General features: G+C 60.8%; 12 protein-coding genes, 3 tRNA genes and 1 pseudogene. 8 read left to right on the forward strand and 8 right to left on the reverse strand.

Annotation, left to right across the window (positions count from 1 at the left end):
- Positions 1 to 4 precede the first annotated feature (4 nt).
- From fumC to DES52_RS04825, 7 genes are all read left to right on the forward strand, one after another.
- On the forward strand, positions 5 to 1,405 hold the full coding sequence (gene fumC, locus DES52_RS04795; protein WP_110885651.1) for a class II fumarate hydratase: 1,401 nt from the start codon (positions 5 to 7) through the stop codon (positions 1,403 to 1,405).
- 268 nt (positions 1,406 to 1,673) lie between these two features.
- Complete coding sequence (gene glpK / locus DES52_RS04800; protein ID WP_110885652.1) at positions 1,674 to 3,197, forward strand: glycerol kinase GlpK; 1,524 nt, start codon at positions 1,674 to 1,676, stop codon at positions 3,195 to 3,197.
- Positions 3,198 to 3,239: 42 nt separating this feature from the next.
- Positions 3,240 to 4,844 carry a glycerol-3-phosphate dehydrogenase/oxidase gene (locus DES52_RS04805; protein ID WP_110885653.1) on the forward strand — a complete coding sequence of 535 codons (1,605 nt, stop codon included), beginning with the start codon at positions 3,240 to 3,242 and terminating at the stop codon, positions 4,842 to 4,844.
- Between the two features lie 47 nt (positions 4,845 to 4,891).
- Positions 4,892 to 4,967, forward strand: a tRNA-Ala gene (locus tag DES52_RS04810).
- Positions 4,968 to 5,021: 54 nt separating this feature from the next.
- Positions 5,022 to 5,098 (forward strand) — tRNA-Met (locus tag DES52_RS04815).
- A gap of 122 nt (positions 5,099 to 5,220) precedes the next feature.
- On the forward strand, positions 5,221 to 6,114 hold the full coding sequence (locus DES52_RS04820; protein ID WP_110885654.1) for a tyrosine-type recombinase/integrase: 894 nt from the start codon (positions 5,221 to 5,223) through the stop codon (positions 6,112 to 6,114).
- Positions 6,115 to 6,626: 512 nt separating this feature from the next.
- Positions 6,627 to 7,319 (forward strand): helix-turn-helix domain-containing protein, encoded by a 693-nt coding sequence (locus DES52_RS04825; RefSeq protein WP_110885655.1) that lies wholly within the window; start codon positions 6,627 to 6,629, stop codon positions 7,317 to 7,319.
- A gap of 884 nt (positions 7,320 to 8,203) precedes the next feature.
- Here the strand turns inward: DES52_RS04825 and DES52_RS04830 are convergent.
- From DES52_RS04830 to DES52_RS23685, 6 genes and pseudogenes are all read right to left on the reverse strand, one after another.
- Positions 8,204 to 8,704: a GNAT family N-acetyltransferase gene (locus DES52_RS04830; RefSeq protein ID WP_245900713.1), complete on the reverse strand. Its 501-nt coding sequence runs from the start codon at positions 8,702 to 8,704 to the stop codon at positions 8,204 to 8,206.
- A gap of 177 nt (positions 8,705 to 8,881) precedes the next feature.
- Entirely contained in the window at positions 8,882 to 9,190 is a 309-nt protein-coding gene (locus DES52_RS23680) for a GNAT family N-acetyltransferase (RefSeq protein ID WP_110885657.1), read from the reverse strand.
- 127 nt (positions 9,191 to 9,317) lie between these two features.
- Positions 9,318 to 10,112, reverse strand: a pseudogene (locus tag DES52_RS04840) (IS5 family transposase); the annotation flags it as partial.
- A 26-nt stretch (positions 10,113 to 10,138) separates the two neighbouring features.
- Positions 10,139 to 11,353: an EVE domain-containing protein gene (locus DES52_RS04845; RefSeq protein ID WP_110885659.1), complete on the reverse strand. Its 1,215-nt coding sequence runs from the start codon at positions 11,351 to 11,353 to the stop codon at positions 10,139 to 10,141.
- A gap of 87 nt (positions 11,354 to 11,440) precedes the next feature.
- A complete protein-coding gene (locus DES52_RS22500; protein ID WP_146237184.1) occupies positions 11,441 to 11,836 on the reverse strand; it encodes a DUF6979 family protein in 396 nt (131 codons plus the stop codon).
- A complete protein-coding gene (locus tag DES52_RS23685; protein WP_110885660.1) occupies positions 11,833 to 12,240 on the reverse strand; it encodes a DUF7662 domain-containing protein in 408 nt (135 codons plus the stop codon). The genes DES52_RS22500 and DES52_RS23685 overlap by 4 nt, the downstream gene beginning before the upstream one ends.
- A gap of 144 nt (positions 12,241 to 12,384) precedes the next feature.
- On the opposite strand from DES52_RS23685, the gene DES52_RS04855 reads away from it, so the two are divergent.
- Positions 12,385 to 12,453 (forward strand) — tRNA-OTHER (locus DES52_RS04855).
- Positions 12,454 to 12,592: 139 nt separating this feature from the next.
- On the opposite strand, the gene DES52_RS04860 is transcribed toward DES52_RS04855, so the two are convergent.
- Both DES52_RS04860 and DES52_RS04865 read right to left on the reverse strand, forming a co-directional pair.
- A complete protein-coding gene (locus DES52_RS04860) occupies positions 12,593 to 13,375 on the reverse strand; it encodes an aminoglycoside adenylyltransferase domain-containing protein (RefSeq protein ID WP_245900715.1) in 783 nt (260 codons plus the stop codon).
- Between the two features lie 89 nt (positions 13,376 to 13,464).
- Positions 13,465 to 14,331: a DUF4384 domain-containing protein gene (locus DES52_RS04865; RefSeq protein WP_110885662.1), complete on the reverse strand. Its 867-nt coding sequence runs from the start codon at positions 14,329 to 14,331 to the stop codon at positions 13,465 to 13,467.
- Positions 14,332 to 14,411: the final 80 nt, after the last annotated feature.

A 14,411-nucleotide genomic window follows, 5' to 3' on the forward strand; every position in this document is an offset into this window, starting at 1 on the left:
TGCCATGACTCAGACCACCCGCACCGAAACCGACACGATGGGCGCCCTGCAAGTCGACAACTCCCGCTTGTGGGGTGCGCAGACGCAACGTTCCATCCAGAATTTCCCGATCGGCATCGACCGCTTCCGCTTCACGCGGCCCATCATTCGCGCCCTCGGCGTCCTGAAGAAGGGCGCGGCGCAAGCGAACGCGGAACTCGGCGAGTTGCCGCAAGACATCGCCGACCTCATCGTGCGCGCCGCCGACGAGGTCATCTCCGGCCAACTCGACGAACACTTTCCCCTCGTCGTCTTCCAAACGGGCTCGGGCACGCAAAGCAACATGAACGCCAACGAGGTCATCTCCAACCGCGCCATCCAACTCGCGGGCGGGGAACTTGGCAGCAAGAAGCCCGTTCACCCCAACGACCACGTCAACCGCGGTCAAAGCAGCAACGATACCTTCCCGACCGCCATGCACATCGCCGTCGTCGAAGAACTCCACGTCCAACTCTTTCCGAAGGTCACGAAGCTTCGTGACACCCTCGCTTCCAAAGCCGAGCAGTACGCGGACGTCGTGAAGGTCGGGCGCACGCACCTGCAAGACGCCACGCCCATCACTCTCGGCCAGGAGATCGGCGGCTGGGTCGCGCAAATCGACTACTGCCTCGGCGAAGTTCGTCACGCGCTCACCGGTCTGTACGAACTCGCCATCGGCGGGACCGCTGTCGGTACGGGCCTCAACGCCCATCCGCGGTTCGGTGACCTCGCCGCGAGCAAGTTCGCGCAGGAAACCGGTCACCCCTTCGTGTCCGCCCCGAACAAGTTCGCCGCACTCTCGGCGCACGACGCCCTCGTGCAGACGTCGGCCGCCCTGCGCACCCTCGCCGGAGCCCTCATGAAGATGGCGAACGACGTTCGCTGGCTCGCGTCCGGCCCGAGAAACGGCATCGGCGAACTCGTTATTCCCGAGAACGAACCGGGAAGCTCCATCATGCCCGGCAAGGTCAATCCCACGCAGTCCGAAGCCATCACGATGGTGTGCGTGCAAGTCTTCGGCAACGACGCGGCGGTTGCCTTCGCGGGCTCGCAAGGCAACTTCCAGCTCAACGTCTTCAAGCCCGTCATGGTTCACAACGTCCTCGAAAGCATCCTACTGCTGGGCGACGCGTGCGAAGCGTTCAACGACAACTGCGCCGTGGGCATCGAGCCGAACCCTGCGCGCATCCAAGAGAACCTCGCCAAGAACCTCATGCAGGTGACGGCGCTCAATCGGCACATCGGGTACGACAAGGCGGCGGCGATCGCGAAGAAGGCGCACAAGGAAGGAACGAGCTTGAAGCAAGCGGCGCTTTCGCTGGAGTACCTGACGGAAGAGGAGTTCGACAAGTACGTCGTGCCTATGGAGATGACGCGCCCGAGCTGAAGGAAGTTCGGCGCGAGAACATTTTTGAAGAGGGGGATGGCCCAGTCCCCGCCCTCAGCTCCCTACCTCGACGAAGGTAGGGAGCGTTGTTTGAAGCGCCGGAATTCTTCGCCGCTTCGCCGAGAGCGAGCGACACGGCCTCGGTGCGAGCCGCGGCAAGAGGAGCCATGCGGGTCTCGGGCCGGACGGACCGCGGACGAGGGGTGTCCACCCACCTTCGGTACACCCACCGTCTCATGCCACAATCAGCTCACCTGGAGGTACCCGAATGAACTTCATCCTGGCCCTCGACCAAGGCACCACGTCCTCTCGCGCCATCATCTTCGACCAAAGCGGCGACATCGTCGCCGCCGCGCAAAAAGAGTTTCGCCAGATCTTTCCGCAACCTGGCCTCGTCGAGCACGACGCCGAGGAAATCTGGGCGTCTCAAATGGGCGTGGCGCAAGAAGCGCTCGCCCGTGCGGGCGTGCGCGCGAGTGACATCGCCGCGATCGGCATCACGAATCAGCGGGAGACGACGGTGCTGTGGGACCGCGCGACGGGAAAGCCGATCCACAACGCGATCGTGTGGCAAGATCGCCGCACGGCGCCGATGTGCGACGAACTTCGGGCGGCGGGACACGACGAAACGTTTCAGCGCAAGACCGGATTGCTGCTGGACGCGTACTTCAGCGGAACGAAAGTGCGCTGGTTGCTGGATCACGTGCCGGGCGCGCGGGAACGCGCGGAACGCGGCGAGCTCGCGTTCGGAACGATCGATTCGTGGTTGGTGTTCAACCTCACCGGTGGGGCGCTTCACGTGACCGACCCGTCGAACGCGTCGCGAACGTTGCTGTTCGACATTCACGCTTGCGCTTGGGACGAAGAGTTGCTGAGCCTCTTGAACGTGCCTCGCTCGGTGCTGCCCGAGGTACGGTCGTCGAGCGAGGTGTACGGAGAGACGGCCCCGGGCTTGCTGGGGTCACGCGTCCGAATCGCGGGCATCGCGGGAGATCAGCAGGCGGCGACGTTCGGGCAGGCGTGCCTCGACGTCGGAATGGCGAAGAACACGTACGGAACAGGCTGCTTCATGCTTCTGAACACCGGCGCGCGGGCCGTGCCGAGCACGAACAAGCTTTTGACGACCGTGGCCTGGCAGGTGGGGGGAACGCTGGAGTACGCCTTGGAAGGCAGCGTGTTCGTGGCGGGGGCGGTCGTGCAGTGGCTCCGCGACGGCCTCGGGATCATCCGCGAGTCGTCGGAAGTGGAGCCGCTCGCGTCGAGCGTGCCCGACAATGGCGGCGTGTACGTCGTTCCGGCCTTCGTGGGGCTCGGAGCGCCGCATTGGGACAGCTACGCGCGGGGCGGCATCTTCGGCCTCACGCGTGGCGCGACGCGGGCGCACGTGGCGCGCGCCGCGCTGGAAAGCATCGCGTTCCAGACGGTGGACGTGCTGGAGGCGATGGAGCGCGACGCGGGCGTTCGTATCTCGGAGCTTCGCGTCGACGGTGGCGCGGCCCGCAACGATCTCCTGATGCAGTTCCAGGCGGACGTGCTGGGCGTGCCCGTCGTGAGGCCGCGCGTGACCGAGACGACGGCGCTCGGCGCGGCCTACCTCGCGGGCCTCGCCGTGGGCTTTTGGAGTGGCAAGGAGGAACTTCGGGCGCAGTGGCAGGTGGAGCGCCGCTTCGAAGCGAGGATGCCCGAGGCGCAGCGTGAGCGTCTGCTGGCGGGATGGCGTAAGGCCGTGACGCGCGCCGCCGCCTGGGAAGACGGTGAGTCGGCGCACGGTTCGCAGCCGTCCACCTCTTGACCCCCGAGAAGTGAAGCTCGAAGCTACCTTCAGGAGGTCTCGATGCACACCCGCTCTTCACTTCGGTCCGCCTTGACCGGAACGCCCCGCTTCGACGTCGTCGTAGTCGGTGGAGGCGCGTCCGGGCTCGGCACGGCCCTCGAGGCGGCGACGCGCGGCTACAAGACATTGCTGCTCGAAGCGCACGATTTCGCCAAGGGAACGTCGAGCCGCTCGACGAAGCTCGTGCACGGCGGCGTGCGCTACCTCGCTCAAGGCAACGTCGGTCTCGTGCGCGAAGCTCTCAGAGAGCGCGGCTTGCTGCGTCGCAACGCGCCTCACCTCGTGCATGATCTCGCCTTCGTGGTGCCCGCTTACGATTGGTGGGCGGGCCCGTATTACGGAATCGGCCTCAAGCTCTACGACGTGCTCGCCGGGAAGCTCAACCTCGGCACGAGCAAGCTCCTCGATCACGACGCCGCCTTGGAACGTACCCCGACCTTGAAGCGCGATGGGCTGCGCGGCGGCGTCCTGTACCACGACGGCCAGTTCGACGACGCGCGCCTCGCCGTGACGCTGCTGCGAACCTTCCTCGATCACGGCGGCGTCGCCTTGAATTACGCGCCCGTGACGGGGTTGCTCAAAGAAGGCGAGAAGATCGCGGGCGTGACCTTCCGAGACGAGGAGACGGGCGAGTCGTTCGAGGTACTGGCCAAAGGCGTCGTGAACGCCACGGGCGTGTGGGTGGACGACGTGCGCCGCATGGACGATCCCGGCGTGACGCCCATGCTGTCTCCCAGCCAAGGCGTACACGTCGTCGTGGAGAAGAAGTTCCTGCCGGGCGACAGCGCCATCATGATTCCGAAGACCGAGGACGGCCGCGTGCTGTTCGCCGTGCCTTGGCACGATCACGTCGTGATTGGCACGACCGACACGCCCGTCGAGACGGCGCTCCTCGAACCGCGCGCCCTGCCCGACGAAATCGACTTCATCCTGCGCACGGCCGCGCAGTACATGGACCCCGCGCCGACACGAGAAGACGTGCGAAGCGTGTACGTGGGCCTTCGTCCGCTCGTGAAAGCGCAAACGACGGACGGCGCGGGCGGGACGGCTCAAACGTCGGTCTTGTCGCGCGATCATGTTCTGCGCGTTTCCCCGTCGGGCCTCGCCACCCTCACGGGCGGCAAGTGGACCACGTACCGCAAGATGGGCGAAGACGCGACGAACAAGATCGCCGAAGTGGCGGGCCTGCCAGAGCGTTTGTCGCTCACCCGAGGCCTGCACCTTCGCGGTTGGATGGACGTGCCGCCCGAAGGCCCGCTAAGCGTGTACGGCAGCGACGCGCCGAGCATCCTCGGCCTGCCGGGTGGAACGACCAAGCTCCACGCCGAACTTCCGTACGTGGAGGCGCAAGTTCGGCACGCCGCGCGGTTCGAACTCGCGCGGACCGTGGAGGACGTGCTCGCTCGGCGGACGCGCGCACTGCTGCTGCACGCCCGCGCCAGCATCGAAGCGGCGCCCCGCGTTGCCGAGCTCCTCGCCGAGGAATTGCATCATGACGCGGCGTGGCAAATCGATCAGGTCGAGGCGTACACGGCCCTCGCGTCGGGCTATCTGCTCGCTTCGCCGCCCGCTGCACATCCGGAGGCATCGGCCCCGGCGGACTGAGCCCCGTTGACAAGCTTCGTGAGCGCTGCTAACCTAACTGAGCCTTTGGGGCTGTGGCGCAGTTGGGAGCGCGTCTGAATGGCATTCAGAAGGTCAGGGGTTCGAATCCCCTCAGCTCCACCAGGAGACCGGAGGCCCCCGACAACGGGGGCTTTCTGCGATCCAAGGCACGTGAAAGGCGATGTAGCTCAGCTGGTTAGAGCACACGACTCATAATCGTGGTGTCGGCGGTTCAAGTCCGCCCATCGCCACCAGCAAGGAAACCCTGTCTACGACGGGGTTTTTCCTTTTGGTGTCTTCACGATTTTGCAGCGGCTTCGCCGGAGTCGTGCGCTCTCTAGCCTCCCAGAAACACTGTCAGAAAGGACGTACGTGCATGCGCATCGATACCCTCTGGCAGCAGTTCACCTACCACCTTCGCATCAAACGCCGCAGCAAGAACACCCTTGCTTTCTACGACGTTTCCAGACGCACCCTCGCTCGGTTCCTGGAAGAGCAAGGCATTGAGCCTGATACCGCGACGTTGACCGTCAGCCACCTTCGCGCTTACCTGCTGTGGCTGGAGGAGCAAGGATTGGGGCCGGGAGGCATCCACGCCCATGCCCGAGGCATCAAGGCTGTCTTCAACTGGGCGGAGAAGGAAGAGCTCCTCACTCGCAATCCCGCGAAGCGTCTGGAGCTGCCCTCACTCCCCAAAGAGCGGCAACCAACGGTCACCACCGCCGTGGCACAAGCCTTGCAGAAAGCTTGCAAGAAGACCGAGCAACCCCTTCGAGATGTCGCCATCGTCTTGACCCTATTCGATACGGGGGTCCGAGTCCATGAGCTCATCGGCTTGAAACTCGAAGACTTGCAGTTTGAACGAGGCTTAGTGCGCGTCATGGGCAAGGGAGCCAAGGAGCGCTACGTGCCGATTGGAAGTCGCGCCATGAGCGCTGTCAGTGCCTACATCCGGCGGGAGCGGCATCAAAGGCATGCAGGCGTGTTCAACGTCTTCCTTGGCCGTTCTGGCGAGCCTCTGACGCGAGCAGGCGTCAGTATCCGATTGGCGAAGCTTGCAAAATGCATCGATGTGAATCGAGAGGTGTGTGCTCCTCATGCCTTCCGCCGAGGCTTCGCGGTGGAGTTCCTGCGCAATGGGGGAGACGTGTTCACGTTGCAGCAGATCATGGGGCACAGCAGTCTCGACATGACCCGCCGATACGTCACCTTCTTGGATGACGATCTCAAAGCGGCACACCCCCGCTTCTCGCCGGTAGACAACCTCTGAAGCGCGTCAAGGGGATATTGCATGCGGAGCACCGAGGGAAGCGCGGCGGCCTTCGGTGTTCCCTGCTTGCCGAGGTCAGACTTCAATGTGAGGATACGATGTTGTACACTACATGTGGCCTCAGCAGATGCTGAGCATTCCAACTTCATCGCAGTACCCCATTGAAATTAAATCGCCTCAATACCAGTCACCTCTGCATTCAGCGGGAATGAAATCAAAACAGCATCAAAGGCCGTCCCGGTCGCAACCCTCCTTTTGTCTCACCGGGATCACGAAAGGCATCATGCTTCTACAAGTCAACTTCCCTTTCCTATAGAAGGGACCCCATGGCGTAGCTCTACCTCTCGCCACGTTTTAGCGCACCGCGAGCAGTTCAAGCGGTGACTCAATGCTGCTTGATGTAGCTACTGACTACCCTAGGATGGCCACTTATTGGCCTCAACCCAGCCATTCATTGGCCCCTAAAAAGAAATAAGAAAAAGAAATACGATAAAGAAGATATAGGAAACAATATGACGAGCACGAACTATTTCATGATCAGCAACAACTTCATTGGACACCCAGCCGCCACAACACTTACCCATTTGGAATTCCGAGTCATGGTGGCACTCTTGCGCTACAGCAACAGCGGGAAAAGCGTGTGCTACCCAAGCATTTCCCTCCTCGCCCAAGAATGCAACGCATCAGCATCAGGCGTGAAGACCGCCTTGAACACCCTGCAGCAGCATGGCTTCGTCACGAAGATTGCCAAAGGCAACAATCTCAAGGGCAAGAGCAACCGGTACAAAGTCGCTCACCTTGGAATTCCTGCTGCAAATGCTTCGAGTACGACGAGTAGTGCTCCAGCATCTCCCATCGTGACTCCTCCCAATACCTCAGTGTCGGCACCTTCTCAGCAGAACACGGGGGCATCAGCAGGACCATCTGCTGTCACAACTCCCCAGCCCAGTCCGGTAGCACAGCCTTCCAAGGCTGCTGATCCATATGGAGCCTCCATTGCTCGATCGCTCAAGCAAGCGCAAGGGGATTCAATCACGGTGTACCTCGCGGGAAGTCATCTGAAGCATCCTGACGTCAGCTGTCACAGCGATTGGAACGACTTCGAGGGCTGGCTTGACATGCAATCGCAGCAAGACCCCAAAGGGAAGGAACGCTTGCTTCAGAAGCTTTGGAAAGAGCTGCAAGCTCTCGCTCCGGCTGCGTAGAAGCAGTAGAACATCGCTCCTCCCCCTTTCCGGCGAGGGAAGGGGGTGCAGGGGGATGGGAGACTTGAACGAAGAAAGACAGAAAGTCGCTTCCACTTCGTTGCCGCTCCTTGTGTCGCTTCGCTCCAAGTTGTCCTTGTTGTCTACCTCGCGGAGCGAGCATGCGAGGAAACGAAGTGGATGAGCATAGAAACTACCTGCCCGCTTCGCTCCTGTCCTTAAAAGGACCTGTAGGGGAGTGGCTTGGGGTCAAATCGATCCTCTCTACCCCCTGCCCCCTAACGTCCTTCTCCAGGACTCAAGAGGGGAGTCGTACGAAATGCTGTGTGGATCGATGTTCTTGTTATAGGGCGTAGCGCTATACATGCAATTTCCACATAGGGGAGATGTGGCCTGCTGCGTGAGCAGTGGGCACCGCGACATGCCTCCATGTCAGACCTTGGAGCGTGTTCCTGGGTCGTCCACCTTAGTGCATGGAGAAGCAGCCCAAATACACGAGAACCACCTACCACGGAAGAAGGAGGAGCCAGGAAAAAAAGGCCCCCCTTCGCTGTAGCACAAGCGAGAGCACAGGTTGAAGTGGTCTGCTTGATCCTGTCCATGGCCCGAATCGTGTGCTCTTCAGAAGCCTTCTGGAGGCGAAATCTAAGGTGGAGTGCGTCTGGCACGAAGTTTGCCGACCTAAGCAAGAGCACATGCCGAGGAATCGTGTGCTTCAATTGAGCCCTTCCACCGTCGAACGTACCTAGGAGCTTGGCAGCCAGTCTCAGTGAACTGTTGTGCTAGGGCTGGTTGACAAAAGTTGACTTTATAAGCGTCCGACAACGACTCTGGAACGAGAACCATAACGCTCAACCAACCGCAACGCGGTGCCGTGTGCGCCATCACGACCCATCAACCGCCACGTGCAGGTCTTTGACGAGACGCACCTCGGCCAATCCAGGTACGAAACCCAGCTTCTCGTTCACACGCACCATGGCAGGATTCGCTGAAGACGTGAACACCAGCTCGTACCCTCCACCGCGCGCCCACAGCAACGCCTTCGCTTTCACAGCGGTCGCTAGCCCCAACCCTCGGTACGTGGGACGCACTGCCGTTCCTGCTGACAGCAGCCGGGCATCCCCTTCACGCTGCCCGAAACCGCTGTAGGCGACGTACTCGTCCCTCAACACGGCCACCACGAACCCATCGAGAAGGCAGCCATAGCCGTGCAAGGTCTCCCGAAATGCGACCGCACTCCTTGAAGCGTTGGCGTTCGGACTCGGATCCGGATCCGGCCAACCGTGTAACGCGTCATTGTGCAGCGCGACAAGGCGTTCCCAAGCCGTGAAGCCAAGACGTTCGATCTCAGCGGCCAGCGTCGTCAAGCGAACGCGCGTCGCCACGTCCGCCTCAACGGCCTGCATCCAATGATCGGCGTGATTCGCGGTTCGGAGATCCAGGTGAAGCTCGCGCATGCGCTGCACTTCACGGTAGCCGCGCCGTTCGAAGAACGTCAGGGTCGCCGGGCGGTCCTCTCGAGCGCGCACTTGAGCGGTCACTGCTCCGGCTGCGCGAAGATCTCATTCCGCAAACTCGAGGAGCGCGTTACCAATCCCACGACCCCGATGCCGTGGCGCGACGAGCACGCGCAATCGGAATCGATCTTCTTGAACGCGCCAGCCTCGCGTGTACCCGACGATCTCTTCACCGACCACCGCGACCCAGCTCGCGGGCGGCACGTTCGCTGCTCGCAACGCCTCGTCCGCAGCCTGCAGCGCCGCTGGATTGACAGGCTCGTCCGGGCACACGTGGCACACGAAGGCGGCAACACCAGCGTACGTGTCGTTCGTCGTTCGTATGACCCTGTAGGCGTCCACGTCAGATAGCATGGCACTTCTTTCAAGCGCGTGAACAACGAAGCTCGTCGTTGAAGGCCGCGTGGAACAGTGCTGTTCATGCGGTGGTCGAGGTGACCGGACCGCACCTGTGGTTTGAGATATGGAACGCCACGACGTCAAGCAGCCATTCCAGGATACATGCGATGGTTACCCAAGCTTCGAATATTACGGCGAGCTTGTCGTAGCGGGTGGCAATGCGGCGATGCCGTTTCAGTCGTCCAACCAAGCGTTCGATCTTGTTGCGCTCTCGATACACGAACGCATCGAAGGTGAAAGAGCAAGGCTGGTCGCGGCGAGTCGGAATCACGGCTTTGATGTTCCGCTTGCTCAGCAAGCGGCGCAAACTTGGGTAGCTGTACCCTCGGTCACCGACCAGCACGGCTGATTTCGAGCGCGGCCGTCCTCGCCCAGCGCGCTTCACTTTGCCAAGGTCGAGGAGCGATTCGAGGAACTTCGCCTCGTGTCGCTCGCCTCCAGACAGTACGAACGCCATGGGCTTGCCGTTGCCTTCGGCACGAAGATGCAGCTTGGTCGAGAAGCCACCTCGGGAGCGTCCAAGCGCTTGCTCACCGTGCGCTCCCGCTGCACAGGGGTGAGCACGAATGACGGTGCCGTCCACAAAATGCGTCTTCCAGTCGAGGCGTCCTTGCAGATCGGCGTCTCGCTGTAAAGCGTGGAGGAGCCTCTGCCAAATGCCGCACTGTGTCCAGCGTCGAAAGCGCACGTAGACGCTGTTCCACTTTCCGTATCGCTCAGGTAAGTCTCGCCAGGGAGCGCCCGTGCGTAGGACCCAGAGGATGCCATTGAGGATGCGTCGGTGGTCGTGTGGTGGCCTGCCTTTGAATGAGCGCTGTGGTGGAAGGAAGGCAACGATGTTGCTCCATTGCATGTCAGTGAGGTCGTAACGGCACAGCCGAGCAGGTTATCGCAGTCCTTTCGTCAACGCGACCTAGCTCGATCTGATAAGAGGGCTTGCAGCCCCTCAATGCTCAGGTAGGGACGGATGCGGTGGATCATACGGTGGCAGTTCGCGCAAACAACAGCAAGATCGGTGAGTAAGGCGACCCTCTCGCCCACCTCGCTCAAGGGGAGTCGATGGTGACACTCTGCAAACCCTTCCCCTCGCGGGCCATAGGTGGCTCGAAAATCAAAGCCACACACCTCACACTCCAAGTGGCCTTGTAGCAGCTGCACTTGCAGTAGCTTTTGCTTGACGAGCTTTCGATTTCGCTCCCTACGCTTGTGAAGCCGCTCAATGAGTTTGCCTTCTGGAAAGCCCTCCTCGTCGATGTCCTCGACAGAGGTGGATAGCTCTGCCACGCCTGTTCGGATAGCAGTTGCCAGCTCGTGTAGATGCTCAGGACGATGTGCGAACTCGTCCCAAACCTCGCGGTCACCTCGCCCTCCTCCAGGAAGACCTCCGGGTCTTTTTGGATCAAGAAACCAAATGTTGCCCATCTTTTTGTTGACGCCATTCACATTGCGAAAGGTGCCGTCCCTGCGTTCCGGTGGATGAATTGGTAGGTCATTCAGAAGTTTGCTGAGCGCTATAACTTCGGGATGCTTCGTCCCAAGCTGGATGCGTCCACTCCGAAGGTATAGATCCAGAACCAAAATGAGCTCATCACGCGCCCATGGCGGATTTTGGCGCAGATGGTTGGCCTGTTGTTCAGGGGCTTGTGATTGTTCATCGGCGGCGGCCGAACTACGCTCCGCCAAATCCTCAAATGCCTCCCACTCTTGAGGACGAACTTTGAAGTTGGTTCCACTAGCCATGCGGAGGATGCTGAGCTGAGCTAGGCGAGGATCAGCTTTCAAATCACTGCGCCTGAGGTGGACGCGTAAGTGATGGGTGATACGAAATTTGACTACTGAGCCAGGGTCTTGACGTCCAGCAGCCTTCTGCCAGTCAGCGAGAGTTTCCTTACGGTGTGGTAAGCCAATGAGCTCGCCGAAAGCATATATGCCCCCCTGCCTCCCACTTTGCCAAAGTGCAATTTTGTCCCCTGGGGACATTTCGCTGGCGTACTGATACACTGCCCATTCGCTGACATCTTCAAGCTTCATAGTCTGGACGTGACTTGCCAGATCGAAGTATTTGGGGTTGGCTTGGAAGATCCAGTGTTTGACGGGCAACGGGAAATCCCCAGGCATACGCCAACGATACGGCTTTGCTTCTTCTTATTGAGCGCAGATGACGTCGTAACTACGTTTTGCTGTGCTGCTGCCTGATAGCTCAGCTCAGAGTTTTGGTGCATACACATCAAGTCGTCGTAAGGCGAGCAGGACGTCAACCACACCGTTTTGGCTTTGGCGGTCGACACCTTCCTGCTCACGAATGGCGTTCCATAGTTGAAACCTGTTGTTTCCTAGCGCGGGCTTGTCAGCAAGGATACGAGCTCCTGTAACGCAGTACGACGCGTTCTGCGACAGCGAAGCCGCTACTCTCTGCGGTTGATAGCCACGGATATACCCTGCTTGTGCTAAGCCGACGAAGGCGCTACGAGGACAACCTTTGGAACGTACAGATGGAGCGCATTCAACGTCGTCTGCTGCTTTGGACCAGGCCTGAGCAGGCTCCCAGCCTTGTTGAAGGTACTGCACTGCTTTCGTGGTGATTTCCTCGAACACCGTCATACTTTCCCTCCTCCGTGCTTACGGAACGTGATTCCTTCTTCGTCGACGTTGTTGACGCGCCAACCGACGTTCATCCACGCTGCAGCTTGAGAGTGTCCGACGTTGGTGTTGCTCCACCACGCTCGGTGCTTCCTCGCTGAGGAGGGGAGCTCTCCGCCGATTAATGTTTCGATGTCTTGGTAGGAGAGACGGATCGTGGTCTCCGTCAAGGTCTCCAAATGGTGAGCGAGGCCTGCGTACTTGCGGCTCTGCCGGGGCTCAGAAACGACTTGGGGAGGAGTGGGGGTGGGGCCGAGGAGCTGTGGCAAGAGCCTGAGCAACTCCTCAGGGGTAAGCGTGGTCGCAACTTCGGTTGTTAGGAGCGTTCGCTCACCGTCTTGAAGTTGCACTTTCAGTACTCGCATACGAAATGTTACTAAGTGTTCGAGAGAAAAAATAGTACCAATAGAATCGGGTCTCCTTCATCCTGCCTGAAGCTGAGACGTGTGGTTTCCGGCAGCCTTGCAAAGTGGTAAGTGCTGAAATATGCTGTACTGGACAGTGTTTATGGCTGTGGGAGTGGTCCCCCGCTCCTCATAATCGTGGTGTCGGCGGTTCAAGTCCGCCCATCGCCACCAGCAAGGAAAGACTTCGACCCGGTCGAAGTCTTTCTTTTTGAAGTGAACTGGAAGTCGTGCGAATAACCGGGTGCATAAGTTTGGAATTTTCTCCTGCGACACCCCAGTCGTGCGCTGGTTGAGAGTCCGGGTCTTTCGCTCAGCCGCGAAGACCTCGCGCCTTGGCGTGACGAGCCACGCGGTCGCTGACGTCTCGCACGAACCGTATGACGTCCTCGAAGCGAGCCGATGCTCGGAAGTCCGGGTCGTAGCGGGCGCGAGCGGCCCACACGATGAGCTCGGACCACTCGGGCAGCTCTGTTTCGGCGAACCGAGCGGCAGCCTTCTTGGTCGCTTGCTCGCCGAACTGCATCGCGTACAGCGCGCGGCACAAGGACAGCACCGCGTACGCCTGGCCGCCCGCGTGGTGCATTTCGAGCGCCCACTCGGGCCAAGCGCGGGCATGCCGCGCGACGACGTCCAGGAATTCAGCTTGGGAGATGGCCGGGATGACGTCGAGAGGTGGCGGGCCGTGAAGCGTCTCGCCTCGCCTCGCCATGTACCAGTTGAGGACGTAGTGCGCGTTCGCTTCGACGAGGTGGATGGGCTCACCGGGACTGATGCGGATCATGGAGCGCGCCGTCGTTCGAGAGTCGCGTATCGCGGCGGCAGAGACGTAATCGACTTCGACGCGGTCACGCCACGCGGGAAAGTCCTGCACCAGACGGGCGTGCATGACACGCAGGAGGTCGACGTGCGCGTCACCCAGGTCGTGCTTGACGATGGCGCACACGTCGACGTCGCTCCGCGAGGAATCGAAGTCCGGGGTGAGGAGCGATCCGTACACGTACAGCGCCACGAGCTCGTCGACGAGCACGATTCGCACGTCATGCGTCAAGCGGTGCAGGACCGCTTGGACCTCCGCGTTTCGAAGGTGATTCACCTTGTTCAGTGTACGAGCGTCACGCGCGCCGTTCATGCAAAGAGGTACGGCCGCCGTGTCGGGCGGCCGTACCTCGAAAATTCATCGCCTTACTGCTTGCGCACGATGACGACGTCGTACGTCTTCTTGTCGGCGCGTTGCTTCACGGTGAGCGTGGCGTTCGTGTCGTTCGTCATGCTGAACTTGCCGACGATTTGGGCGCGGGCGGCCGTGGTCTCGGCGATTTCGTAGCCTTGCGCTTTGAGCTGGTTGGCGTAGAAGTCGTAGATGCGAGCCAAGCCGAGGGTGGACGTGAAGCTGGATTTCCAGGTGGACGTGGTGGTGGTGGTCGTGGTCGTGGTCGTGGTCGTGGTCGGGACGGGCGGCGTGGCGACCTTGGCGGAGATTTGATATTGCGCGACGTCCGTCACCCAGTCTTTGGAGGGCAGGGGCTTGACGACGATGGACAAGGCTTGCGCGAGGCCCGCTTGGCCGCCCTTCACGGTGACGGTGGCGAAGCCCGTTTGCTGATCGGCCTTGAATTGCGCGATTTCGTCGAGGTCGAGTTCCGTCTTGCTGGCGAGCGCCAGGACCTTGTTGAGGCCGGCGGGTCCGGCGATGTCGAAAGTGAACTTGTCGTTCTTGTCGGGGAACGACTTGGTGGTGTTGGCCTTGACGAAGTTGCCGCCGCTCGCGAACTTGTTCGGCAAGATGAGGTCGATGGTGCCCTTCTCGTCGAGGTTGAAGAGGTACACGTACGCGTCTTGCGTCGCCTTGACGTTGAGGGTGATGCGGTCGCCCGCGACGTACGTGGGAACGGCGTTGCCCGAGGGGTCCTTGGCCGTCCAGACGCTGACCTTGAGAGGCGACTCGACAGGATTGACGATGATGCTTTGCGAGGTGATGCGAGGCGCGGTTTGGGCGTGGGCGAGGCCGAGGGTGGCGGCGAGGCCGAGAGTCGTCAAAACGTGTTTCATGCTTTCCAAGGTGCACCAGCAGACGTGACGAGGGCTGAAAGGACACTAATGGGAAGGGTGTAAGTTTTGCTCACGTCGCG

Source organism: Deinococcus yavapaiensis KR-236 (assembly GCF_003217515.1).
Lineage (GTDB): Bacteria > Deinococcota > Deinococci > Deinococcales > Deinococcaceae > Deinococcus_A > Deinococcus_A yavapaiensis.